We start from the raw sequence: 22695 nt of genomic DNA on the forward strand, positions 1-22695 counted from the left end.
GGTCAGGCCCTCCTGACCGGCAAAAGCCGCGGATCGTAGGGATCCAGTCCCACGCTTTCGGAGGGTGGACCGTATCCGGCCATGCGCATCACTTCCTTCTCGTCCTGGGGTGACTTCCCGGGCAAGGTGGCGCAGATGGCCGCCAGGATCGTGGCATGCGGCAGGTTGTCCCGAAGCAGCCCCAGCCGAAGCATCTCCAAGCTGGCCCGGTAACGCTTCAGCAGGGTGCGTCCGGCCGCGGAATCCACCCGGGCAGCGAATTCCAGCACCATGGGCAGGTAGTCGGGAAGTTCCCCGTCCAGGTCCACCAGGGCGCCGCTGTGCCGGTAGGCCTCCTTGAAGAAGCCCAGCACCTCACCGCGGCGCCGGGTGTCGCCATCGGTCCAGTAGCTCAAATGCAGCGCGTGCCGCCGGCCGAGATCGAACTCGCGGACATATTGGGCCTGCAGTTCCATGGGCGGGGTGGCCTCGAGAAGGTCCAGTACCGGCGCAAATGCCGGCAAAGCCCCGGGAAACTCGGAAAGCGCTGCCCGGACCAGGGGAACCCGCTGCACCAGGTCCTCATCGGGATAGGACAGGCACCAGGCCGCTGCCAGGTACACCACCTGGTCGTGGCGGTTCACGGCTGGTCCTCCGCAGCGTCGAGGGTATCCGCTTCGTGCCCCTTGTCCGGGAACAGGCCGGGCGGCGCCCCGCGGCCGTCCCAGTTCAGCAGGTTCACCCTGCCCTTCAGGCCCGTCCCCGCGGAGACCTCGTCACTTGTCTGCCGGTCGCGCAGGGCGTGGAAGGTGTCCACGGCCACCGGGACGGGCCTGCCGCTCGCCTCCCCGAAGGGTGCCGAATCCTGCATGCCAGGGCCGCCGTCGAAATCCAGCGAGCAGCCCATCTCCTCCAGGTCGTGGGCCTGCTCCACGTGCGCCTTGGGAATGACGTACCGTTCGTCGTATTTGGCAATGGCCATCAGCCGGTACATCTCGTACATGGTCTGGCCGTCCATGCCCACGGCCTCGGGGATCGAGTCGTCCGGGTCGTTGCCGAGGCTGATGCCGCGCATGTAGGAACGCATGGCGGCCAGCTTCTTCAGTACGGCCGTGACCCGGTCCGCATCGCCTGCGGTGAACAGTTCCGCGAGATACTCCACCGGGATGCGCAGCGCATCAATGGCGCCAAAGAGATTGCCGTGGTCCTCGCCGTCGTGCCCCTGGTCCCGCAGCAGGTCCACAACGGGTGAGAGCGGCGGCACGTACCAGACCATCGGCATGGTGCGGTACTCGGGGTGCAGCGGGAGTGCCACTTTGTAGACCTTGGCCAGGGCGTAGACCGGCGAGCGCCGCGCGGCGTCGATCCAGTCCTCGGGGATCCCCTGGGCGCGGGCCTCGGCCTGAACGGCGGGGTCGTTCGGGTCCAGCAGCACGTCCATCTGGGCGTCGTAGAGTTCCTTGGGGTCGGTGACCGCGGCCGCCGCGGTGACGGCGTCGGCGTCGTACAGGAACAACCCCAGGTACCGCAGCCGGCCCACGCAGGTCTCCGAACAGACCGTCGGCAGCCCCACCTCCACCCTTGGATAGCAGAAGGTGCACTTCTCGGCCTTGCCCGTCTTGTGGTTGAAGTAGATCTTCTTGTACGGGCAGCCGGTGACGCACTGCCGCCAGCCACGGCACTTGTCCTGGTCCACCAGCACAATCCCGTCCTCCACCCGCTTGTAGATCGCGCCGGAGGGGCAGGACGCCATGCAGGACGGGTTCAGGCAGTGCTCGCAGATCCGCGGCAGGTAGAACATGAACGTCTGCTCGTAGGCGAACTTGATCTTGTCCTCGGACTCGCGCCGCACCTTCTCCACGATCGGGTCCAGGTGGCCGTTTTCGGTGGAGCCGCCCAGGTCGTCGTCCCAGTTCGCGGACCACGTGATTTTCGTGTCTTTGCCGGTGATCAGGGACTTGGGCCGGGCCACCGGGAAGTCGTCGCCCAGCGGCGCGTCCACGAGGGTCTTGTAATCGTAGGTCCACGGCTCGTAGTAGTCCTTGAGCTCGGGCTGGACGGGGCTGGCGAAGATCCCCAGGAGCTTCTTCACCCGGCCCCCGGCTTTCAGCACCAGCTTGCCGCGCTTGTTCAGCACCCAGCCGCCGTGCCACCTCTCCTGGTCCTCGTAGCGGCGCGGATACCCCTGCCCGGGCCGGGTTTCCACGTTGTTGAACCAGACGTACTCGGTGCCCGCACGGTTGGTCCAGGCCTGCTTGCAGGTCACGGAACAGGTGTGGCAGCCGATGCATTTGTCCAGGTTCATGACCATGCCCATTTGAGCCATGACACGCATCAGTACTGCACCTCCTGGGAACGACGGCGGACGGTGGCAACCATGTCGCGCTGGTTCCCGGTGGGGCCGAGGTAGTTGAACGCGTAGGCCAGCTGGGCGTAGCCGCCGATCAGGTGCGAAGGTTTGACCAGCAGCCGGGTCACCGAGTTGTGGATGCCGCCGCGCCGTCCCGTGGCTTCGGACTTCGGTACGTCGATGGTGCGTTCCTGTGCGTGGTGGACGTAGACCACGCCGGCCGGCATCCGGTGGCTGACGATCGCCCGGGCCACCAGGACCCCGTTGATGTTCAGGCACTCCACCCAGTCGTTGTCCTTGACCTGGATCGCCTCGGCGTCGGCGGGGCTCATCCAGACCGTGGGGCCGCCGCGGGAGAGCGAGAGCATCAGCAGGTTGTCCTGGTATTCGGAGTGGATGGACCACTTGGAATGCGGCGTCAGGTACCGGACCACCACTTCCAGCTCCCCGTTCCGGCCCAGTTTGGGTTCGCCGAAGAGCCGGTGCATGTACAGCGGCGGCCGGTAGATGGGCAGCCCCTCGCCGATGTCCGTGATCCAGTCGTGGTCCAGGAAGAAATGCATCCGCCCCGTCAGGGTATGGAAGGGCTTGAGCCGTTCGATGTTGATGGTGAACGGGGCGTAGCGCCGGCCGCCCGTTTCGGAGCCTGACCATTCCGGCGACGTGATCACGGGGACCGGTCCGGCCTGGGTCTGGGCGAAGGTGATGAACTTTTCCTCGGAGCCCTCGGACAGGTCCGCCAGCTTCCTTCCGGTGCGGACTTCGAGGTCTTTGAAGCCCTGCACGGACAGCGCACCGTTGGTGGTGCCGGAGAAGGCCAGGATGGCCTCGGCCATTTTCGCGTCGGTGTCGATCGCCGGCCGCCCGTCCGCTGCGCCGCCGAGCATCACGCCGTTGGAACGGCTGAGCCGCTCCAACGGGCCGGCGAGTTTGTACGTGACGTTCTTGACGGTGAAACCGAGCTTGTCGGCCAGGGGCCCGACGGCGGCGAGCTTGTCCGCGATGGCCGTGTAGTCCCGCTCCACCACCGAAAAGGCGGGCATGTTCTGGCCCGGTACGGCGGGAATGTCCGTGTCACGCCAGTCCCGCACGATCCCCCCGGGCTGGGCCAGCTGGCCCGGGGTGTCGTGCTGCAGCGGCACGCTGACCAGGTCCCGGCGGACGCCCAGATGGGTCTTGGCCATCCGGGAGAACTCCCGGGCCAGCAGGTCGAACATCTCGAAGTCCGTTTTGGTTTCCCACGGCGGGTCGATTGCTGGGGTGAAGGCGTGCACAAACGGGTGCATGTCCGTGGAGGACAGGTCGTGCTTCTCGTACCACGTGGCGGCCGGGAACACGACGTCGGAGAGCAGCGTGGTGGAGGTCATCCGGAAGTCCGCGGAGACCAGGAAGTCCAGCTTTCCTTCCGGCGCCTTTTCGTGCCACTTCACATCCTTGGGTTTAAGTCCCTCGGCATCCGTGCCCAGGACGTTGTTGTGGGTGCCCAGCAGGTTCCGCAGGAAGTACTCATTGCCCTTGGCGGAGGAACCGAACAGGTTGGAGCGCCACAGGACCAGCGTGCGCGGCCAGTTCTCCGGGGCGTCCACGTCCTCGATGGCCGGGTTCAGTGTCCGGTTCTTGAGTGCGTCCGCGATATAGCTGGGGGTGTCCTTGGCGGTTCCGGCGGCGACGGCGGCCTCCGCCTCGTCGGCGAGGTCCAGGGGGTTGCGGTCGAACTGCGGGTAAAACGGCATCCATCCAAGCCGCGCGGACTGGGCGATGGCGTCCGCGGTGTGCAGGCCGTCCAGGGCGCCGGTGGACAACGGGGACTTCAGCGCATCCGCTGAATATCCGTCCTGGCGCCACTGGTCCGTGTGCATGTACCAGTACCCGGTGCCGATCATGGTGCGCGGCGGCCTGGACCAGTCCAGGGCATTGGCCAGCGACACCCAGCCGGTGATGGGGCGGGTCTTTTCCTGCCCCACGTAGTGCGCCCAGCCGCCCCCGTTCCGTCCCATGCAGCCGGTCAGCATCACCAGCGCCAGGATGGCCCGGTACGTGGTGTCGCCGTGGAACCACTGGCAGATGCCGGCGCCCATGATGATCATGGACCGGCCCTTGGACTGCTCGGCGTTGCGGGCGAACTCGCGGGCCACCCGGATGCAGGCCTGGGCGGGTACGGAGGTGATCTCCTCCTGCCATGCCGGGGTGTAGGGCGTGGCGGCGTCGTCATAGCTGGCGGCCCAATCCCCGGGCAGCCCGTCGCGGCCCACTCCGTACTGCGCGAGCATGAGGTCGAACACCGTGGTGGCCAGCTGGCCTTCCACCTCGATGACGGGCACGCCGCGGCGGAGCACGCTGCCGGTGCCGTCCGCCTGCTCGAAGCACGGGAGCAGGACCTCGGCGCTTTCTCCCGAGACCTCCCGCAGCGACAGCGCCGGTTCCATCCCCTCGAGGTCCAGGTTCCACTTGCCCTCGCCGCTGCCGGAGTAGCGGAAGCCCAGGGACCCGTTGGGGACGGCCGGACGGCCGGCCTTCTTGTCGAACAGGACGGTGCGGAACGCAGCGTCCTCTGCCCCGGACTCCGCCGGGATGTCACGCGCAGTGAGGAATTTTGACGGCGTCAGCGCGCCGTCGTCGTTCCTCACCAGCCGGACCAGGAACGGAAGGTCCGTGTACTGCTTCACGTAGTCGGTGAAGAACGGCACGTCCCGGTCCACGAAGAATTCCTTCAGCATGACGTGCCCCATCGCCATCGCCAGGGCAGCGTCCGTTCCCGCCTGGGCGGGAAGCCATTCGTCCGCGAACTTGGTGTTGTCCGCATAGTCCGGGCTGACCGTGACCACCTTGGTGCCGCGGTACCGCACCTCGGCCATCCAGTGCGCGTCCGGAGTTCGGGTGACCGGGACGTTCGATCCCCACATCATGAGGTAGCGCGCGTCCCACCAGTCACCGGACTCGGGAACGTCGGTCTGGTCCCCGAACACCTGCGGGCTGGCGACAGGCAGGTCAGCGTACCAGTCGTAGAAGGACGTCATCACCCCGCCGATCAGCTGGATGAAGCGCGTTCCCACGGCGTGCGAAACCATTGACATCGCGGGGATGGGCGAGAAGCCGGCGCAGCGGTCCGGGCCGTAGGTCTTGATGGTGGTCACGTGGGCGGCGGCGGCAATCTCGATCGCTTCCTGCCAGGAGACCCGGACCAGGCCCCCCTTGCCGCGGGCCTGCTGGTAGCGCCGGCGCTTGTCCGGGTCGGCCGCTATCTCGGCGAAGGCCAGGACCGGGTCGCCCAGGCGTGCCTTCCCTTCCCGGTACATCTCCACCAGTACACCGCGTGCGTAGGGAAAGCGGACCCGGGTGGGGGAGTAGGTGTACCACGAAAAGGCTGCCCCGCGCGGGCAGCCTCTCGGTTCGTATTCGGGACTGTCAGGGCCCACCGACGGGTAGTCGGTCTGCTGGGATTCCCAGGTGATGATGCCGTCCTTGACGTACACCTTCCAGGAGCAGGAACCGGTGCAGTTCACCCCGTGGGTGGAGCGGACCACCTTGTCGTGGCTCCACCGGTCGCGGTAGAAGATGTCGCCCTTGCGGCCCCCCTCCCGGAAGACGGCCCTGCCGTCGTCGGTCTGGTCCCACCGGGTAAAGAAACGGCCCAGCTTCAACATTGCTTCTGATGCGGGTCCATCTAACCCCGCACGGGGTCCGGCAGCCATGCCCCCAGGCTAGGCGGGAGCCGGAAACGCGGAACAGGGCACAAAGGCCCTGTTCCGTGGACCATGGCTGCTCCGAATCCCTCCCGGGGCGGGCAGAATGGGTGCATGACACGCATCGCCATCATCGGCGGCCACGGGAAAGTGGCCCTCCTCCTGTCCCAGCTCCTCACCGGCGAGGGCCACTCCGTCACCTCGTTCATCCGCAATCCGGACCATGCGGACGACGTCGCCGCCACTGGCGCCACGCCGTCGGTCCTGGACGTGGAAAATGCCACGACGGCGGCCATCGCCGATGCCTTGGCCGGGCATGACGCCGTGGTCTGGTCCGCCGGGGCTGGCGGCGGCAACCCCGGCCGCACCTACGCGGTGGACAGGGACGCTGCCATCCGCTCCATGGATGCGGCGGCCCAGGCAGGGGTGGACCGGTACGTGATGGTGTCCTACTTCGGTGCGGGCAAGGACCACGGAGTGCCGGAAGACAACAGTTTCTTCGCCTACGCCGAAGCCAAGGCGGCCGCTGACGAGTACCTGCGCGGCAGCGGGCTGGCGTGGACCATCCTGGGGCCCGGGGCACTGACCGACAAGCCGGGGACCGGGCTGATCGACGTGGACCCGTCGCCGGATGGGGACCGTGACACGTCACGTGCCAACACGGCGATCGTGGCCGCGGCGGTGCTGGACCTGCCCCAGACCGCAGGCCGGACCATCGAGTTCCGCGACGGCACGCTGCCGGTGGCAGCGGCCCTGGAACCGGGCGCGTAGACCCCGGCGGGCAAGGGGCGCGTGGCCTCGGTTATGCCGGGGCGACCGGCGCGGCCAGCTCCAGGTCCAGGTCCAGGGAATTCTGCTCCACGTAGTCCAGGGCGCAGCGCACGGCACCCACCGTGACGATTGAGTCGCCCAGCGGGGAGACCGCCACCCGCGCGGGGGTGGCGGTGAAGTCTTTCAGGCGCTCGCTGATGGGTGCAAGGAGTACGCCCGCGGAATCGGCCACCCCGCCGCCGATCACCACCAGCTCCGGATTGAGCAGGGTGGCTACGGTTCCCACCACCCGTGCCATCCTGTCCGCCAGCCGGTCCATGATGCCAAGAGCCACGGCGTCGCCCTGTTCCGCCGCCGCAAAGACCTGCTCAGCTTCCAACCGCCCGTGGGGGACGGAGCGGAGGGCGGTGGGGACCGGGGTGGCCAGGGCTTCGGCGGCCCAGGTCCGCGCCAGGTGGGCGATGCCGTAGGTGTCGCCCACGCCTTCCACCAGGTCCAGGTACGCCAGCTCCCCGGCGCTGCCCCGCGTTCCGTGGACCAGCCGGCCGCCCTCCACGATGCCCGAACCCAGCCGTTCGCTGGCCAGGATCACCACCACGTCGTCAATTCCCGCGGCCGCCCCCTGCCAGCGTTCGCCCAGGGCCGCAAGGTTGGCGTCGTTTTCCAGCAGCACCGTCCAGCCCCGGGTTTCCTTGAGGGCCGCCCCCAGTCCCAGGTCGAACAGCCCCCAGAACTTCTGCGTGGCCACCACCTCCCCGTGCCGGTCCACGGGTGCGGCAACTCCGGCGCAGACGGCCAGTACCCGGCCGGGCTCCGTTCCTGCGGACCGCAGGGCCGCCTGGGCTACGCCGTCGATGAAGGCTATGCGTTCCCGGGAACCGACGTCTCCCGCCTGGAAAGGCCGGCTGGACCGTCCCAATGTCTTGCCCCGGAGGTCGGAAACCACCACGATGACCTTTGAATAGCCGATGTCCATGCCCAGGACCACGCCTGCGCGCTCGTTGAGTTCGAACCGGCGGGCGGGGCGGCCCTTGTGGTACCCGCCGAATTCGCGCTGGTTTTCCCGCTCCAGGACCCAGCCGCGCCGGACCAGGTCCTCGCAGACGGCGATGGTGGTGGCGCGGGTCAGGCCCGTGGCGGCCATGACGTCCGTGACGGTCACCGCGGCCGAGGCGCGGAGGAATTCGAGGACCGCGCCGGCACTGACCCGCCGCAGCAACTGTGGAGTCGCCGGAACCAGTTCAGGCATGCTGTTGACCTTCCTGAGCAAAGCACCAGATAATACTTGGGAAAGTAAATTTAGATTCAATATAAATGTACCTGCTGCAAAGAAAAGGACCACCCCTTGTCCACCACTGCCACGCTGGCAACCCTGTCCGACTCCGACCGTCCGGCCGACCCCAACTGGTGGCGCCAGGCCTCCGTATACCAGATCTACCCGCGCAGCTTTGCCGATTCCAACGGCGACGGCATCGGTGACCTGAAGGGCATCACCGCCAAGGTCCCGTACCTGAAGTCGCTGGGCATCGACGCCGTCTGGCTGAGCCCGTTCTACCCCTCCGCGCTCGCCGACGGCGGCTACGACGTTGACGACTACCGCGACGTGGATCCCAAGCTGGGCACCCTGGACGACTTCGACGAGATGGCCAAGGCCCTCCACGAAGCCGGCATCAAGCTGATTGCGGACATTGTCCCCAACCACTCCTCCAACCGGCACAAGTGGTTCCAGGAAGCGCTGGCCTCGCCGAAGGGTTCGCCGGCCCGCGACCGCTACATCTTCCGTGACGGCAAGGGCCCCAACGGCGAGTTCCCGCCGTCGGACTGGGACTCTGTGTTCGGCGGCCCCGCCTGGGAGCGCATCACCGAACCGGACGGCACCCCGGGCCAGTGGTACATGCACATCTTCGCCAAGGAGCAGCCGGACCTGAACTGGTCCAACCGCGAAATCCGGGATGACTTCCTGAAGACGCTGCGGTTCTGGTCCGACCGCGGCGTGGACGGTTTCCGCGTCGACGTTGCCCACGCCCTCACCAAGGACCTCACCGAGCCGCTGCTCTCCAAGCTGGAACTGAGCGCCGCCAACACCGGAGTGGACGGATTCGACGACGGGACGCACCCGTTCTGGGACCGCGACGAAGTGCACGAGATCTACGCCGAATGGCGCGCGGTGTTCAACGAGTACAACCCGCCGCGCACCGCCGTCGCCGAAGCCTGGGTGCACGCCACCAGGCGTGCCCGCTATGCCAGCCCCCAGGGCCTGGGCCAGGCGTTCAACTTCGACCTGCTGCAGGCCGACTTCGACGCCGCCGAGTTCAAGGAGATCATCACCCGCAACCTGGCCGAGGCTGCCGCCACCGGCGCCTCCTCCACGTGGGTGTTCTCCAACCACGACGTGGTACGGCACGCCACCCGCTACGGGCTGCCGCAGGTGGCCAAGGAAAAGGCCGGCGCCAAGGGCCAGGACGGCAAGGACTGGCTGCTGGCCGGCGGCCCCAAGGACCAGCTGGACGTTGAACTGGGCGAGCGCCGTGCGCGGGCCGCCACCCTCCTGATGCTCGCCGTTCCCGGCTCCGCGTACCTGTACCAGGGCGAGGAACTGGGCCTGCAGGAAGTGGCCGAGATTCCCGAATCGGAACGGCAGGACCCGTCCTTCTATCGCAACAAGGGCGTGGAGATTGGCCGCGACGGCTGCCGCGTGCCGCTGCCCTGGAAGGTGGAAGGCACCTCCTTCGGCTTCGGCGACGGCGGCTCCCACCTGCCGCAGCCGGATTGGTTCAGCAAGTACGCCGTGGAGGCCCAGGACGGCACCGAAGGTTCCACCCTGGAGCTCTACCGCGAGGCCCTGAAGCTCCGCCGTGAACTGCAGACGGACGAGGACCTCGAATGGGTTGCCACCGGCAACCCGGACGTCCTGCACTTCAAGCGCCCCAACGGGTGGCAGTCCGTGACCAACTTCGGGAACACCGCCGTCGACCTTCCGGCCGGCAAGGTGCTGGTCAGCAGCGGCCCGCTGGAGGACGGCAAGCTGCCGGCCAACACCACCGCGTGGTTGCGCTGATGGGCGTGAACCGCCGGCGTGGGCGGGCCTGATGCAGGAGGTCATCTACGGATGCATGGGACTGGGCGGCAGCTGGTCTGACGAACCACATGGCAGCCACCATGTGGACCAGGCCGCCGCTGCCGTCCAGGCCGCCCTGGACGCCGGGATCACCCTGTTCGACCACGCGGACATCTACCGCAGCGGCAAGTCCGAGGCGGTGTTCGGCGAGGTCATGGCCGCCACTCCGGGTCTGCGGGAACGGATCCGGCTGCAGACCAAATGCGGCATCCGGCTGAACGAACGCGGCCTTCAGACCCACTACGACCTGAGCCGGGACGCCATCCTGGAACGGGTCAACGGCAGCCTGGAACGGCTCCGGACGGACTACGTGGACATCCTCCTGCTGCACCGCCCGGACCCCCTGGCGGACCCCGCGGAGGTGGCCTCCGCCGTCGGGCAGCTCATGGACGAAGGCAAGGTCCGGCAACTGGGCGTGTCCAACATGTCCGCAGCGCAGATCGAGGCGCTGCGGGACCGGCTGGAGACCCCGGTGGTTGCCAACCAGCTGGAAATGAGCCTGCTCAAGCGGGCATGGCTGGAAAGCCAGGTCCTGGTCAACCACCCGGAGCACCTGGACTACAGCTTCCCGCACGGGACGCTTGAGTATTGCACCCGGAACAACGTCACCCTGCAGGCGTACGGCGCCCTGGCCCGCGGCGTCTACACCGGCGCCGAACCGGACAGTCCCACCTCAGCCGATGCGGCAACGGCCGAACTCGTGGCGGGGCTTGCGGGGGAGTACGGCACCTCCGGCGAGGGTGTCCTGCTGGGCTGGCTGATGAAGCACCCGGCCGGAATCGCGCCGGTCATCGGGACCGTCAACCCGGACCGCATCCGGGCCTGCGGCGACGCAGCCCGGGTGGCGCAGGCCCTCACCCGCGCCGACTGGTACAAACTCTGGGTCACGGCTCGCGGGAGCAACATCCCCTGACCCTTCCCATGCGGGCAGCAGCAAGGGCCGTTGTGCAGGTCACAACGGCCCTTTCTGCTGCCCGCATTTAACCGGAGACACAGTCATATCCCGTTTAGTTCGTATTGATCCTCACAAGCTGGCCGATTTCTTCGCCTTGCCGCTTGCGGGGCGGATACTGTAGAAAGCATGACGTCTACCATCGCCGCCGAAACTGTTAGGCCGGAACGCAATATCCCCGCAGAGATCGCCCGTTCCTGGCTGCTGGTCAATGCCATGAAGCCGGAGCTGTTCGACCAGTCGGCCGTTTCCCGCGCCGATTCGATCATCCTGGATATTGAAGATGCGGTGGACCCGTCCCAGAAAGACCAGGCCCGCGCCAACGTGATCGACTGGCTGACCGGCGGCGGCAAGGCCTGGGTGAGGATCAATGACGCCACCAGCCCGTTCTGGGCTGATGACCTTGCCGGGCTGCGCGGCACCCCGGGCCTGCTGGGCGTCATGCTCGCCAAGACCGAATCCGCGGACCAGGTCACCGAGAGCTTCCACCGCATGGACGGCAAGACCCCCGTGATCCCGTTGGTGGAATCCGCCCTGGGCATCGAGGAAGCCAACCATATCGCCAAGGCCCAGGGTGCGTTCCGCCTGGCCTTCGGTTCCGGCGACTTCCGCCGCGACACCGGCATGGCCGCCACCCCGGAGGCCATGGCCTACCCGCGGGCCAAGCTCGTGGTCGCCAGCCGGGTGGGCAACCTGCCGGGCCCCATCGACGGCCCCACCGTCGGCACCAACCACCCCATCCTGCGCGAGCAGACCGGCATCACCGTGATGATGGGCATGACCGGCAAGCTGTGCCTGGCCATTGACCAGACGCCGGTGATCAACGAGGTCATCAGCCCCACGCCGTCGGACGTCGCGTGGGCCACCGACTTCATGAACGACTTCGAAGCCAACGGCCGCGTCATCCGTGACGGCTCCGACCTGCCCCGCCTTGGCCGCGCCGAGAAGATCATGAAGCTCGCCGTAGCCTTCGGGGTGCAGCCCGCGCTGTAGCACCCACCCGCCACTTCAGGAGACCCCGTGACCGATACCCGCTATCTGGTCCACGGGGTCTTTTGGGATGCGCTGCCGGGTTCCAGGGCGCCGGAGGGTTCCAGGGCCGCGGACGACGGCGGCGGCGCGGTTTTGCGCCTCCAGTCACCGGAGGGGGACTTCCGTCAGCTCAGCCTTAGCCCCGGCCGGCGCCTCGGCTTCGAGGTGGTGGAACCGGGCAGGTCCTGCCTGGGCCACATCCGGGTCCAGTCGGCAACCTCGCGGAGCCACGTCCTCTGCGCCTCCGCTGCCCCGGCCCTGCGGGGAAAGCAGTGCGAGCGGTGCTTTGTGCTGGACGAGTCCCGGCTCATGCACGACTTCCACCGGGGCGGCAGGGTCACTCCGGGCCTCCGTGACTACCTGATGCAGGAACACTGGCTGTACGTTGCCACGTTCGCGGGCGGTGCCACCAAGGTGGGAACGGCCTCCGGCCCGCGGAAGTGGAACAGGCTCGCGGAGCAGGGGGCCGCTGCGGCCGCTTATGTTGCCCGGGCCCGGGACGGCCGGGTGGTGCGGATCCTGGAGGACCTGGTGACAGCCGAGGTGGGCCTGACGCAGCAGGTGCGGTCCGCAGCCAAAGCGGACGCCCTCCTGCAGCCGCTCCCGGAACGGGGCCTGCAGGCCGCCAACGCCCGCGCGGCCGGCGAGGTGCGCACACTGCTGGCACGCACCGCCGTCGACGGTTTTGTAACTGTGGAGGAGCAGTGGGCGAGGCCGGCGCACGCTGAAGCCCTCTACGGGCCCGCCCAACGCCATGCCTACCCGCACGCACTGGACCAGGGGCAGCACGGCTTCACGGTCACTGCCCTGAGCGGGGCAAATGCTCTGGCCCGGCTGGATGGAACGGACGCCGCGTTCGTGGTCAACCTCTCCCAACTGGCCGCCCGGACCATCATCCTGGGCGGCTACGCCTCGGAGGTCCCGGCGGTGCAGGAATCCCTGTTCTAGCGGTATCCGGCAGGCCCGGCGGGTAGACTTGCACGGTGCTGAACGAATTCTGGGCCACCGCGCCAACCCGTTACAAAGTCCTGGTCTTCAGCGCGATGGGACTGATCGCCGTCGGCATCATCCTGAACATCATCGGCAACACCGGCGGCAACCAAACGCTGGCCTGGGCCTCCCTGCCGCTGATCGGACTGGGCCTTGTCCTGCACGTCGTGGGCATCGTGGTCCGCGGCCAGGCCATCCGGAAGAACCTGCGCCGGTAGCGCCCGCCGTAACGGTTGCGGCGGGCCTTTTCTGCCCGCCAACACGCGGGCGATAGGCTGGAATCCATGACTATCAATCCGGATCTGCAGGGCCGAAGCTACCCTGCCGCAGAGGTGTACGACGTTGGCCGCGAGAAAATCCGCGAGTTCGCCCGCGCCGTGAAGGCCACCCACCCCGCGCATTTCGACGTCGACGCCGCCGAGGCGCTGGGCCACACGGACCTGGTGGCGCCGCCCACCTTCGCGATCATCATCGCCCAGCGGGCCGACGCCCAGCTCATCGAGGATCCGGAATCCGGCATCGACTTCTCCCGCGTGGTCCACGCGGACCAGCGCTTCACCCACCACCGGCCCATCATTGCCGGGGACCGCCTCGTCGCGGAACTGCATGTCGACGGCGTCCGGGCCATGGGCGGCGGTGCCATGATCACCACCCGCTCGGAGATCTTCGCCCTCGGTTCCGGCGGTTCACGGGAACCGGTCACCACCACCACGTCATCCATCCTGGTCCGCGGAGAGGGACAGTAACCATGAGCCCCAGCTTCAATGAACTCAGCGCCGGCCAGGAAATCGGGAGCCGCACCATCGAGGTCACCCGCACGGACCTGGTCAAGTACGCCGGTGCCTCCGGCGACTTCAACCCCATCCACTGGAACGAGGCCTTTGCCACCAGCGTGGAGCTGCCGGGCGTCATCGCACACGGCATGTTCACCATGGGCTCAGCCGTCCAGCTGGTGACCGACTGGGCAGGCGACCCCGCCGCCGTCGTCGATTTCCAGACCCGCTTCACCAAGCCGGTCCTGGTCGCGGACACCACCGGAACGGACCAGCCCGGCGCCACCATCGAAGTCAGCGGCACCATCGGAAAGCTCGACGCCGACGCACGCACCGCCCGCGTTGACCTCACCGTTGTCTCCGCAGGGCAGAAGGTCCTGATGAAGGCCCAGGCCCTCGTCAAGCTGTCCTGATGCGCGCTTGGTGATGATGGGCTGCACCCGTTGACCTCCGCTCCCAAAACCGGGGCTACCGCCGCCCAGGTCGCCCACTGGCGCAACGCCGTCGTGGTGGCCTACGGCGCCAGCGGCCTGGCGTTCGCCTCCTGGGTGTCCCGGCTGCCCGCCATCCGGGACGCGCTGGACCTGAGCCCGGGCAACATCGGCGTGATCCTGCTGTGCATGACGCTGGGCTCCTTCGCCTCTGTCTCGGCCTCCGGGCTGATCGTCCTGCGGTTGGGGTCCAAACGGACCATCCGCACCGGCAGCATCATGGTGGGGGCCGGGCTGCTGACCGCCGGTTTTGGCACAACCGTGCTGGCAAGCCCGGTGGCAACGGCCATAGGCCTGGCCATCATCGGCCTGGGGACGGGGAGCTGGAACACCGCGTCCAATGTGGAAGGCGCAGCCGTGGAACGTGCAGTGGGCCGCCACATCATGCCCCGGCTCCACGGTGCCTTCAGCCTTGGCACGGTGGCGGGTGCGGGTCTTGGTGCCGCTGCGGCGGCAGTGTCCCTGCCAGTGTTCTGGCACCTTGCGGCGGCGGGGGCCGTGGTGGCCGTGTCGGTGGCGACGGCGGCGTCCTGGTTCCGCGCCGACGTCACCCCGGTGGCGGGGGAGCGCACCTACTCCCCGGACAACTTCGAAGACCCCATCACGGGCCCCATCCCCCTGATCCGCGCCGGGAGCACGGCGGAGGCGCCGCTGGACAACAAGCGCAAGATCGCGCAGGCGTGGCGGGACCGCCGGACACTGCTGCTGGGCGTCCTGGTGCTCGGCCTCGCCCTTGCCGAAGGCGCCGCGGGGGACTGGGTGGCCCTGGCCCTGGCGGACGGCCACGGCCAGAGCGATGCCGCCGGCGCCGCCGGATACGGCCTGTTTGTCACGTTCATGACCATCGGCCGGTTCGCCGGGACGCCGCTGCTGGACCGGTTTGGGCGGGTACCCGTCATGCGCTGGTGCGCTGCGATGGCTGTCCTGGGCCTGGCCGTCTTCGTGTTCGCCCCGGCGCCGTGGCTCGCCTATGTTGGCCTCGCCGCGTGGGGCCTGGGTGCGTCCCTGGGCTTCCCGGTGGGCATGTCCGCAGCAGCCGACGATCCGGCGAAGGCAGCGGCCCGGGTATCGGTGGTGTCCACCATCGGCTACGGGGCGTTCCTGTGCGGGCCGCCGCTGCTGGGCCTGCTGGCCGAACACGTGGGCATCCTGCACTCACTCCTTGCCGTGGTGGTGATGCTGGCCGTGAGCTTCGTGCTGTCCCCGGTGGCCCGGAAGCCCGCCTAGGTTTCCCTAGTATTGTTGATGGGTGACTCCCACCCTGCTTTCCTCCCTGACCACGTCCGCCGTAGGCGGCCCCGCCGGCAAGTTCATTGAGGCCCGGACCGAGGCAGAGATCATCGACGCCGTCCGGTCCGCGGACGCGGCCGGCGAGCAGGTCCTGATCATCAGCGGCGGGTCCAACCTCCTGGTGTCCGACGACGGGTTCCCCGGGACCGTTGTCAGGATCGCCTCGGAGGGGTTCACGGTCAACGCCGAGGACTCGTGCGGTGGCGTGGCAGTGGTGGTCCAGGCCGGCCATAACTGGGACAAGCTCGTGGAGCACGCCGTCCGCCACGCGTGGTCCGGGATTGAGGCATTGTCCGGGATCCCCGGCTCAACGGGTGCCACGCCGGTCCAGAACGTGGGGGCGTACGGCTCTGAGGTCTCGCAGACCATTGCCGCCGTGCGCACCTGGGACCGGGAACGCAACGCCGTGCAGACCTTCACCAACTCCGAACTGAAGTTCGGCTACCGGGATTCCATCCTCAAGCAGACCACCGTCAACGGCTCGCCCCGGTACGTGGTGCTCACTGTGGAATTCCAGTTGCCGCTGGGACGGATGAGCGCCCCCATCCGCTACGCCGAACTGGCCCGATCCCTCGGGGTGGAGGTGGGCAAGCGCGCCTACGCCAACGACGTCCGCCGTGAAGTGCTCCGGCTGCGTGCCTCCAAGGGCATGGTGTGGGACGCCGCCGACCGTGATACGTATTCCACGGGTTCCTTCTTCACCAACCCCATCGTCCCGGCCGCTGTCGCGGACACGCTGCCCGAAGCAGCGCCGCGGTATCCGGCAGGCCAGGACGGCCTGGTGAAACTTTCCGCCGCGTGGTTGATCGACCAGTCTGGGTTCGGCAAGGGCTTTGGCCTGGAACCGGATGGCGTGGCCGGTGGCCGCGCCTCACTGTCCACCAAGCACACCCTGGCCATCACCAACCGCGGCTCAGCCAGCGCCGCCGACATGGTGGCTGTGGCGCGGGAGGTGCGGGCCGGCGTCGAACGCCGCTTTGGCATCCAGCTGCACCCGGAGCCGCTGCTCATCGGCCTGGAACTGTAGGCATCCTGCCACCGCGGTCCCCGGCCTAGGATGGGCGCATGGCTGCATCTGGTTCCGTGCGCGACCACAGGATGATCGGCAGGCTCCGGCTGGTGTCGCAGCGTCTCACCGGGGACGGTGCCGCCTCAGTACCGGAACTGGTCCGGTGGATGACCGCCATGCAGGCGCAGGACCTGCCGGCGGCGCTGTGGGCAGTGGGGGTCCGGGTACCCGGTGCGGGGATCGCCGACGTCCGCACTGCCATCGATTCCGGGAGTGTGGTCCGGTCGTGGCCCATGCGTGGAACGCTGCACCTGGTTGCCCCCGAGGACCTGCGCTGGATGCTGGACCTCACCGCCGAGCGGCTTACCCGGAGCATTGCGGCCAGGCACCGGCAGTTGGAGATTGCCTGGGCTGATATTGAGAAGGCGCGCGACCTGGCGCTGGACCGCATCCTGGCCGATGGTCCCGTCAGCCGTTCCGACCTGTTCGAGGTTTTCGATGCCGGTGGCCAGCCAACGCAGGGCCAGCGCGGCATCCATCTCCTGGGTACGCTGTGCCGGCACGGCTGGCTGGTTCCGGGGCCGCTTTCGGGTAACCAGCAGCTGATCGCGGCTTTCGACGAGTGGATTCCGGCGTCACGCCTTCCCGGGCGCGAGGAGGCCATCGGTGAGTTCATGGTTCGGTACTTCCGGAGCCATGGCCCGGCCACCGTGCGCGACTTTGCCTGGTGGACCCAGCTGCCGCTGACCGAGGTGCGCGCCGCGTTCCAGCACGTGCAGGGCCAACTGGTGGAGCTGGACATCGATGGCACCAGCTACTGGCTCTCACCGGAGGTGGCGTCCCTCCTGGATTCCGGTGTTCCCGGTGGCCGCTCCCTTCACCTGCTGCCCGGGTTCGATGAGTTCGTCCTCGGCTACACGGACCGGACTCCCGTCCTGGCGCCGGAGCATTCGGACCTGATAGTTCCCGGCGGCAACGGAGTCTTCAAGAAGACGGTGGTTGCGGCGGGGAAGGTGGTGGGCACCTGGGCGCTCCAGGGCACGGGCAGCAGTGCCGCCGTCGTGCCCGAACTCTTCGACGAGACCCGGCAGCTGGGTCCGGCAGCCCAGGCAGCCCTCACCAGGGCCGCCCGGCGGTATCTAACGTTCCTTGCCACGTGAGCGGTGCTGCCCCGCATAACCGGTGCTGGGCAGCAACGGTATTGCGGGCAAGGGCCGCTCAGGCTAGCGACAATCCACATGGCGGTGGGGGCGGCTGTCGCCAGGCCTGCACGCCAGCGACGCTTGAACGATGAAAGCCGAGACAGTACGTGCCCTGGTTTACGATCGCTGGCCTGAAGGAGCCGTTGCATCCACCGCACAGCTGGCCGCTGCCGGGCTGGATGACCGGGTGGTGACAGCAGCAGTGAAGAGCGGTGCCCTGCTCCGCGTGCGGCGGGGAGCATATGTCCTTGCCGCACACTGGAACACCATAAAACCGTGGGACCGGGACCAGCTCCGAATCATGGCGCACTTTGAGTCGACCTCGGGACGGGCCCGCTACAGCCATGCGAGCGCGGCACGGCTGCACGGCTGCCATGTGTGGAACGCCGGATCCCTGGTCCACGTGACAACGCAGTACTCCAATTCGCGGGCCAGCGCCGGCCAGGACGTCCAGACCCACCGCCTCCCGCTCACAGAAGAAGAACTGGCTTCATTGTGGACGCCCGACGGACGCGAAATCCTGACCACTTCCATCGAAAGGACCGTGCTGGACTGCGCCCGGACCCTGCCCCTCGACAAGGCTGCCGTCATCGGCGACCACGCCCTCCGCAAGGGCGCATCATTGGCCACCATGCGGCGGCTGCTGGAGGAAAGCCATGTCACGCGCGGGGGCAGGCGCGCTTCGGACCTGCTGCAGGTTCTGGATGCGAGATCGGAATCGGCCGGGGAGACCAGGACCAGGCTGCTGCTCTGCTCGTTCGGTCTGGCCACATTCAAGCCACAGGTGGAGATCACGACGACTGCGGGCCTCTTCCGGGCAGACTTCGCCGATGCTGAAACCCGGGTGATCGTCGAATTTGACGGCGCCGTCAAATACACGGACCACAAACCGACACAGGAAGTGCTGCTCGCGGAGCGTTGGCGGGAAAATGCGCTTGTGGAGGCCGGGTGGCGGGTCTTTAGGCTGCACTGGAATCACTTGGACCGGCCCGGGGAGCTCCGTGCCCGGCTGACGGCGTTCCTCGGACAGCCCGGAACACACAAACGGCCCCTGCCCGCATGAACGGCGCTGGGGAGCACCGTTCATGCGGGCAGGGGCCGCTCGTGGGCAGCTGTACGCCTTTACAGGTTGCCGGTGGCGATGTTGAGCATGCGGCGCAGCGGCTCGGCGGCGCCCCAAAGGAGCTGGTCGCCCACGGTGAAGGCGCTGATGTACTGCGGGCCCATCTCCATCTTGCGGATGCGGCCCACCGGGATGTCCAGGGTGCCGGAGGCGGCCACGGGGGTCAGGTCCGCCATGGAGGCTTCCTTGGTGTTCGGAATGACCTTGGCCCACTGGTTGTCCTCGTCCAGGAGCTTTTCGATTTCGGCGACGGACAGGTCGTCACGGAGCTTGAGCGTCAAAGCCTGGGAGTGGGAGCGCATGGCGCCGATGCGGACGCAGAGCCCGTCCATGATCACGTGGTTTTCCTCGGAGGTGCCCAGGATCTTGTTGGTTTCCACCCCGGCCTTCCACTCTTCCTTGGACTGCCCGTTGCCCAGATCGGCGTCGATCCAGGGGATCAGGGACCCGGCCAGGGGAACGCCGAACTGGGTCGCGTCGATGTCCGTGCGCTGGTGGGCCAGGACCTTGCGGTCAATGTCCAGGATGGCCGACGCCGGGTCGTCCAGTTCCGTGCTGACCTCGGCGTTGAGCGTGCCGAACTGGCTGAGCAGCTCACGCATGTGCCGGGCACCGCCGCCGGACGCCGCCTGGTAGGTCATGGAGGTGCCCCACTCCACCAGGCCGTTCTTGAACAGGCCGCCGAGGCCCATCAGCATGCAGGAAACGGTGCAGTTGCCGCCGATGAAGTCCTTGGTGCCGTTGACCAGGCCCTTGTCGATGACGTCGCGGTTGATGGGGTCCAGCACGATGATGGAGTCGTCGCTCATGCGCAGGGTGGAAGCGGCGTCGATCCAGAGGCCGTCCCAGCCGCGGCTGCGCAGTTCGCCGTGGACCTGCTTGGTGTAATCGCCGCCCTGTGCGGTGACGATAATGGGCAGCTTTGCCAGCGTGTCGACGTCGAACGCGTCCTCGAGCTTGCCGGCGCCTTCAGCGAAGGAAGGCGCGGCACCTCCCGCGTTGGAGGTGGAGAAGAACACCGGGTTGATGTTGGCGAAGTCGCCCTCGTCCTGCATGCGCTGCATCAGGACGGAACCGACCATGCCGCGCCATCCGACCAGGCCGACGGAAGGGGTAGCTGCTGTAGTCATTGGTCCAGTTTAGACTTCGGAACCGGCAGGTCGCAGTCGGTTACGTCACGCCGCCGGCAGCCCGGAAAGGTACGACGGCGGCCTGCGTGAGGGGCCCGTTGTCCCGGCTACGCCTTGCGGGTCATTTGCTGACGTGTCCTGCTCCAGGTTCGGGTGCTGCCGCTCCTTGCGCAGCTCGTTGGCCTGGTCCCGGCAAGCGGCCGGGAAAGTTCGGTGTATCAAGGAACTGCCAGCTCCTAGAATCAGTGGGTGAACCTTTCGCATCTCGGCGCGCCGATCGGGCCGATGATTCGCGTCCACGGCGGGTTCGCCAACCGGGTGTACCGACTCGACACTGACCAGGGGTCGTTCGCGGTGAAGGAGTTGAACCTCGTCGACCGCCGCTGGACCTATCGCGTCGAGGATGTGTTCAGGTTTGAGCGGGCTGCGTTCGCTGCCGGCATTCCGATGCCAGAGCCGATCTCGGCCAGCCACCATACACTCGTTCACCGATGGGTCGAAGGCGAGAAGCTGCCCGAAGCGCCGGTGTCGGCGGAGTTCGCGTTTGAGATCGGTGAGATCCTCGCGCGCATCCATGCACTCGACATCCCATGGTCGCAGGTGCCGGTCGAGGACCCGGTGCCACGGGACTGGCCCGAACTCGCAGCGCGGGCGGCGGCGACCGGACAACCGTGGGCCGACGAGCTCGCTTCTCACGTCGAGACGTTCCTCGAGATTGCCCGCTTCGTCGACACCTGCGAACGGCCAGGCCCCGTCGTACTGACCCACGGGGACATCCAACCATGGAACCTGCTCACTAGAGAGCGTCGGCCGGTGGTGCTCGACTGGGAGCTCTCCGGCATGCTCGACCTGTCCGGTGAGCTCGGCTCGACCGCGCTGAGCATCGCGAAGGGGTGTGGTTTCGACGACATCAAGCCCAGCATTTTCCGCTCGGTTCTCGAGGGCTATGTCGCGGGGGACGGAACCCTGCCGCCTTCAGGTCCAAGCTGGTTTGTATTGATGATCGGCGGCTGGCTGGGGCACACAAGGTGGAACATCCTCCGGTGCCTCGCCGGTGTCGAGGCGGGCACCGGCCCTGACCTCCCGCTGTCGCACGAGGCTGTGCGCAACGGGGTGCGCGGCCTCCCCGACCTGTTCGGCCGACTTCCGGAGCTCGAGGCGCTGCTCGTTTGACAGCAACCTGCGTCGGTCCGTGGTACGCGGCGTAAGGCGCGCTCCGGATTCCGCTCGGTGCCACCGGCCCCTTGCGGGCAGCACCAAGTCAATGAAGTGAGCGGCGCCGACGCCACTTCTTTTTTCGCGGATGAAGATCTTCACGGCAGACAACCAGAGGCATCGCCTTCTCGCCGCTGTGCCGGGACCGCTTTCAGGGCTCCCGCTGCAACTCACAACCCTGGCATAACCGAGCTTGTGGAGCGCATCGCGATTCCTCGCCACACCTAAACCACTTCCTCGCCGCCCCAGCGTGCCAGCGCGACGATCGCCTCGCGCAAGGCGAGCCCCCGGTCGGTCAGCGCATAGGCCCGGGTGTTGTGCCGGAGGGGCAGACGGGACAGTACGCGGGCGGCCTCAAGCTCGCGCAGGCGGGTCGCGAGAATGTTGGTCGGCACTCCGAGGTCGCGCTGCAGATCGCCGTAGCGCTGTGGCCCGTCGAGCAGCCGCTCTACGATGAGCAGGGCCCACCGTGCTCCGACGACGTCGAGGGCCGCGGCGAGGTCGCTCACTCGGTCGCGTCGGTGTCCGGCTTCATCCAAAACGGCGAGTAGTGGTAGCCGTCGGGGTCGTCGAACTGGCGCTGGTACATGAAGGGGTAGTCGTCGGTGTCACCGATCCGCCCGCCGGCTGCGCCGGCGCGTTCGGTGAGCTCGTCGACCGCCTCGCGGCTGCCGAGGTCGAATGAGACCGTGATCTTCGAAGGAGTGTCGGGTCCGCCGACCAGCTCCTCGGCGCCGCCGACGCTTGCGTACATCTCGCGGCTTCCGAGCATGACGTACTGCTCGGGCGCAATCTGGAAACATGACACGTTGTGATCGGACATCTCGGCGTTAAGGGTCCAGCCCAAGGCGGTGTAGAAGGCGGTTGCGCGCTCGACGCTCTCAACCGGGCAGGTGATGAAAAGGCTCATGCGGCTCATACTTGCAAAATGCAAGTACATCGTCAAGCCTCTATGTGTGGAGATAGTGGTCCATGATCCGTCGCCGCCATTCTTCACGGAAAGGGTCTGTACGGTGGGATCCTCGCGGCGGGCGAAGAGTGACGCCGCCCTCTAGGTTGCTGCCAAGGTGCTGCTTGATAACCATGAGGTTGGCTTCGGGATCAGTGAGCCAGTCCGCGCCTTTCCACGCCGGAATGTTGTTGATCTGGCTGCCCAGCTGTGTCGATTGCTGCTGCAGCAGGTCCGCGGTTTTGCTGAAGTGCTGCGCGAGGGTGCGCAGTGGATCGACGTCGGCACCCCACAAAGTCCCTGCCACCAGGATTCCCCCAATTTTCATCCCGCAGCAGTTCAGCGCGCTGCAGGCCCCAGCCTAAGGCAGGATCACTACGGCCGCGTTGGGTTGTCCTGCCCATGCACGGCAGTATGCACTAACCCCGGTCCGACTCCTCCAGCACGGCAGCCTTCCGTGCCCGCAGCGCGAAGAACGCGCCGAAGGCGAAGGCTTGGGTGACGACAACCAGCACGATTGCACCGGCGATCTTGTTGCCGCCCAGGATCATGGTCAGGCCGACGATCGCGGACAGGAGCGCCAGCAGGGGCAGCAGCATGTAGCCCAGGACAAACAGGGTTTCGGGTTTCTTCAGCAT

Annotated in this window: 22 protein-coding genes; 13 read left to right on the plus strand and 9 right to left on the minus strand. The window is 67.4% G+C overall.

From position 1 onward, the window contains the following. Positions 1-2: 2 nt before the first annotated feature. From narJ to ACV095_RS05565, 3 genes are read right to left on the minus strand one after another with little or no spacing between them, the layout of a single operon-like run. Positions 3-623, minus strand: a complete 621-nt coding sequence (gene narJ / locus ACV095_RS05555; RefSeq protein ID WP_223992337.1) for a nitrate reductase molybdenum cofactor assembly chaperone — start codon at positions 621-623, stop codon at positions 3-5. Beyond that, positions 620-2314 (minus strand): nitrate reductase subunit beta, encoded by a 1695-nt coding sequence (narH, locus tag ACV095_RS05560; RefSeq protein WP_043424889.1) that lies wholly within the window; start codon positions 2312-2314, stop codon positions 620-622. Before narH ends, narJ begins: the two co-directional genes overlap by 4 nt. Then, complete coding sequence (locus ACV095_RS05565) at positions 2314-6021, minus strand: nitrate reductase subunit alpha (protein WP_478223083.1); 3708 nt, start codon at positions 6019-6021, stop codon at positions 2314-2316. Before ACV095_RS05565 ends, narH begins: the two co-directional genes overlap by 1 nt. 105 nt (positions 6022-6126) lie before the next feature. On the opposite strand from ACV095_RS05565, the gene ACV095_RS05570 reads away from it, so the two are divergent. Further along, a complete protein-coding gene (locus ACV095_RS05570) occupies positions 6127-6783 on the plus strand; it encodes an SDR family oxidoreductase (protein WP_018769078.1) in 657 nt (218 codons plus the stop codon). A gap of 31 nt (positions 6784-6814) precedes the next feature. Here the strand turns inward: ACV095_RS05570 and ACV095_RS05575 are convergent, their stop codons facing one another. Further along, positions 6815-8032, minus strand: a complete 1218-nt coding sequence (locus tag ACV095_RS05575) for an ROK family transcriptional regulator (RefSeq protein WP_144600787.1) — start codon at positions 8030-8032, stop codon at positions 6815-6817. 96 nt (positions 8033-8128) lie between these two features. On the opposite strand from ACV095_RS05575, the gene ACV095_RS05580 reads away from it, so the two are divergent. From ACV095_RS05580 to ACV095_RS05630, 11 genes are all read left to right on the plus strand, one after another. Beyond that, a complete protein-coding gene (locus tag ACV095_RS05580) occupies positions 8129-9841 on the plus strand; it encodes a glycoside hydrolase family 13 protein (RefSeq protein WP_478223084.1) in 1713 nt (570 codons plus the stop codon). A gap of 31 nt (positions 9842-9872) precedes the next feature. Then, entirely contained in the window at positions 9873-10814 is a 942-nt protein-coding gene (locus ACV095_RS05585) for an aldo/keto reductase (protein ID WP_478223085.1), read from the plus strand. Positions 10815-10982: 168 nt separating this feature from the next. Further along, positions 10983-11846, plus strand: a complete 864-nt coding sequence (locus tag ACV095_RS05590; protein WP_134163680.1) for an HpcH/HpaI aldolase/citrate lyase family protein — start codon at positions 10983-10985, stop codon at positions 11844-11846. A gap of 27 nt (positions 11847-11873) precedes the next feature. Next, positions 11874-12833: a DUF2797 domain-containing protein gene (locus tag ACV095_RS05595; RefSeq protein ID WP_478223086.1), complete on the plus strand. Its 960-nt coding sequence runs from the start codon at positions 11874-11876 to the stop codon at positions 12831-12833. A gap of 35 nt (positions 12834-12868) precedes the next feature. Further along, positions 12869-13093, plus strand: coding sequence for a DUF3188 domain-containing protein (locus ACV095_RS05600; RefSeq protein ID WP_018769084.1), 225 nt, complete (start codon positions 12869-12871; stop codon positions 13091-13093). A 66-nt stretch (positions 13094-13159) separates the two neighbouring features. After that, positions 13160-13621 carry an FAS1-like dehydratase domain-containing protein gene (locus ACV095_RS05605; protein ID WP_018769085.1) on the plus strand — a complete coding sequence of 154 codons (462 nt, stop codon included), beginning with the start codon at positions 13160-13162 and terminating at the stop codon, positions 13619-13621. A 2-nt stretch (positions 13622-13623) separates the two neighbouring features. Continuing rightward, complete coding sequence (locus ACV095_RS05610; RefSeq protein ID WP_018769086.1) at positions 13624-14061, plus strand: MaoC family dehydratase; 438 nt, start codon at positions 13624-13626, stop codon at positions 14059-14061. 30 nt (positions 14062-14091) lie between these two features. Further along, positions 14092-15366 (plus strand): MFS transporter, encoded by a 1275-nt coding sequence (locus ACV095_RS05615; RefSeq protein ID WP_478223087.1) that lies wholly within the window; start codon positions 14092-14094, stop codon positions 15364-15366. A gap of 22 nt (positions 15367-15388) precedes the next feature. Beyond that, the gene (locus ACV095_RS05620) at positions 15389-16456 is read left to right on the plus strand and encodes a UDP-N-acetylmuramate dehydrogenase (RefSeq protein ID WP_144600775.1); all 1068 of its coding nucleotides are present in this window, start codon (positions 15389-15391) and stop codon (positions 16454-16456) included. A gap of 38 nt (positions 16457-16494) precedes the next feature. Beyond that, entirely contained in the window at positions 16495-17598 is a 1104-nt protein-coding gene (locus tag ACV095_RS05625; protein ID WP_478223088.1) for a winged helix DNA-binding domain-containing protein, read from the plus strand. 130 nt (positions 17599-17728) lie between these two features. After that, positions 17729-18703, plus strand: coding sequence for a type IV toxin-antitoxin system AbiEi family antitoxin domain-containing protein (locus ACV095_RS05630; protein ID WP_478223089.1), 975 nt, complete (start codon positions 17729-17731; stop codon positions 18701-18703). A gap of 59 nt (positions 18704-18762) precedes the next feature. On the opposite strand, the gene asd is transcribed toward ACV095_RS05630, so the two are convergent. Further along, complete coding sequence (gene asd, locus ACV095_RS05635; RefSeq protein ID WP_377204608.1) at positions 18763-19893, minus strand: aspartate-semialdehyde dehydrogenase; 1131 nt, start codon at positions 19891-19893, stop codon at positions 18763-18765. A gap of 249 nt (positions 19894-20142) precedes the next feature. On the opposite strand from asd, the gene ACV095_RS05640 reads away from it, so the two are divergent. Further along, positions 20143-21066, plus strand: a complete 924-nt coding sequence (locus ACV095_RS05640) for a phosphotransferase family protein (protein WP_478223090.1) — start codon at positions 20143-20145, stop codon at positions 21064-21066. A 266-nt stretch (positions 21067-21332) separates the two neighbouring features. On the opposite strand, the gene ACV095_RS05645 is transcribed toward ACV095_RS05640, so the two are convergent. The 4 genes from ACV095_RS05645 to ACV095_RS05660 form a co-directional block, all read right to left on the minus strand. After that, a complete protein-coding gene (locus ACV095_RS05645) occupies positions 21333-21617 on the minus strand; it encodes a winged helix-turn-helix transcriptional regulator (RefSeq protein ID WP_018769093.1) in 285 nt (94 codons plus the stop codon). Further along, positions 21614-22018, minus strand: a complete 405-nt coding sequence (locus tag ACV095_RS05650) for a VOC family protein (protein WP_018769094.1) — start codon at positions 22016-22018, stop codon at positions 21614-21616. Before ACV095_RS05650 ends, ACV095_RS05645 begins: the two co-directional genes overlap by 4 nt. 40 nt (positions 22019-22058) lie before the next feature. Continuing rightward, the gene (locus ACV095_RS05655) at positions 22059-22385 is read right to left on the minus strand and encodes a WXG100 family type VII secretion target (RefSeq protein WP_268001745.1); all 327 of its coding nucleotides are present in this window, start codon (positions 22383-22385) and stop codon (positions 22059-22061) included. A gap of 91 nt (positions 22386-22476) precedes the next feature. Next, positions 22477-22695, minus strand: coding sequence for an NF038396 family protein (locus tag ACV095_RS05660; protein WP_018769096.1), 219 nt, complete (start codon positions 22693-22695; stop codon positions 22477-22479).

The sequence above is a fragment of the Arthrobacter sp. JDC6 genome (assembly GCF_056484025.1).

Bases quoted from the DNA above. Each gene is read 5' to 3' on its own strand.
- narH (WP_043424889.1), bottom strand. From the start codon at position 2,314: ATGCGTGTCATGGCTCAAATGGGCATGGTCATGAACCTGGACAAATGC.
- ACV095_RS05565 (WP_478223083.1), bottom strand. From the start codon at position 6,021: ATGGCTGCCGGACCCCGTGCGGGGTTAGATGGACCCGCATCAGAAGCA.
- ACV095_RS05570 (WP_018769078.1), top strand. From the start codon at position 6,127: ATGACACGCATCGCCATCATCGGCGGCCACGGGAAAGTGGCCCTCCTC.
- ACV095_RS05575 (WP_144600787.1), bottom strand. From the start codon at position 8,032: ATGCCTGAACTGGTTCCGGCGACTCCACAGTTGCTGCGGCGGGTCAGT.
- ACV095_RS05585 (WP_478223085.1), top strand. From the start codon at position 9,873: ATGCAGGAGGTCATCTACGGATGCATGGGACTGGGCGGCAGCTGGTCT.
- ACV095_RS05590 (WP_134163680.1), top strand. From the start codon at position 10,983: ATGACGTCTACCATCGCCGCCGAAACTGTTAGGCCGGAACGCAATATC.
- ACV095_RS05605 (WP_018769085.1), top strand. From the start codon at position 13,160: ATGACTATCAATCCGGATCTGCAGGGCCGAAGCTACCCTGCCGCAGAG.
- ACV095_RS05610 (WP_018769086.1), top strand. From the start codon at position 13,624: ATGAGCCCCAGCTTCAATGAACTCAGCGCCGGCCAGGAAATCGGGAGC.
- ACV095_RS05625 (WP_478223088.1), top strand. From the start codon at position 16,495: ATGGCTGCATCTGGTTCCGTGCGCGACCACAGGATGATCGGCAGGCTC.
- ACV095_RS05630 (WP_478223089.1), top strand. From the start codon at position 17,729: ATGAAAGCCGAGACAGTACGTGCCCTGGTTTACGATCGCTGGCCTGAA.
- asd (WP_377204608.1), bottom strand. From the start codon at position 19,893: ATGACTACAGCAGCTACCCCTTCCGTCGGCCTGGTCGGATGGCGCGGC.
- ACV095_RS05650 (WP_018769094.1), bottom strand. From the start codon at position 22,018: ATGAGCCTTTTCATCACCTGCCCGGTTGAGAGCGTCGAGCGCGCAACC.
- ACV095_RS05655 (WP_268001745.1), bottom strand. From the start codon at position 22,385: ATGAAAATTGGGGGAATCCTGGTGGCAGGGACTTTGTGGGGTGCCGAC.
- ACV095_RS05660 (WP_018769096.1), bottom strand. From the start codon at position 22,695: ATGCTGAAGAAACCCGAAACCCTGTTTGTCCTGGGCTACATGCTGCTG.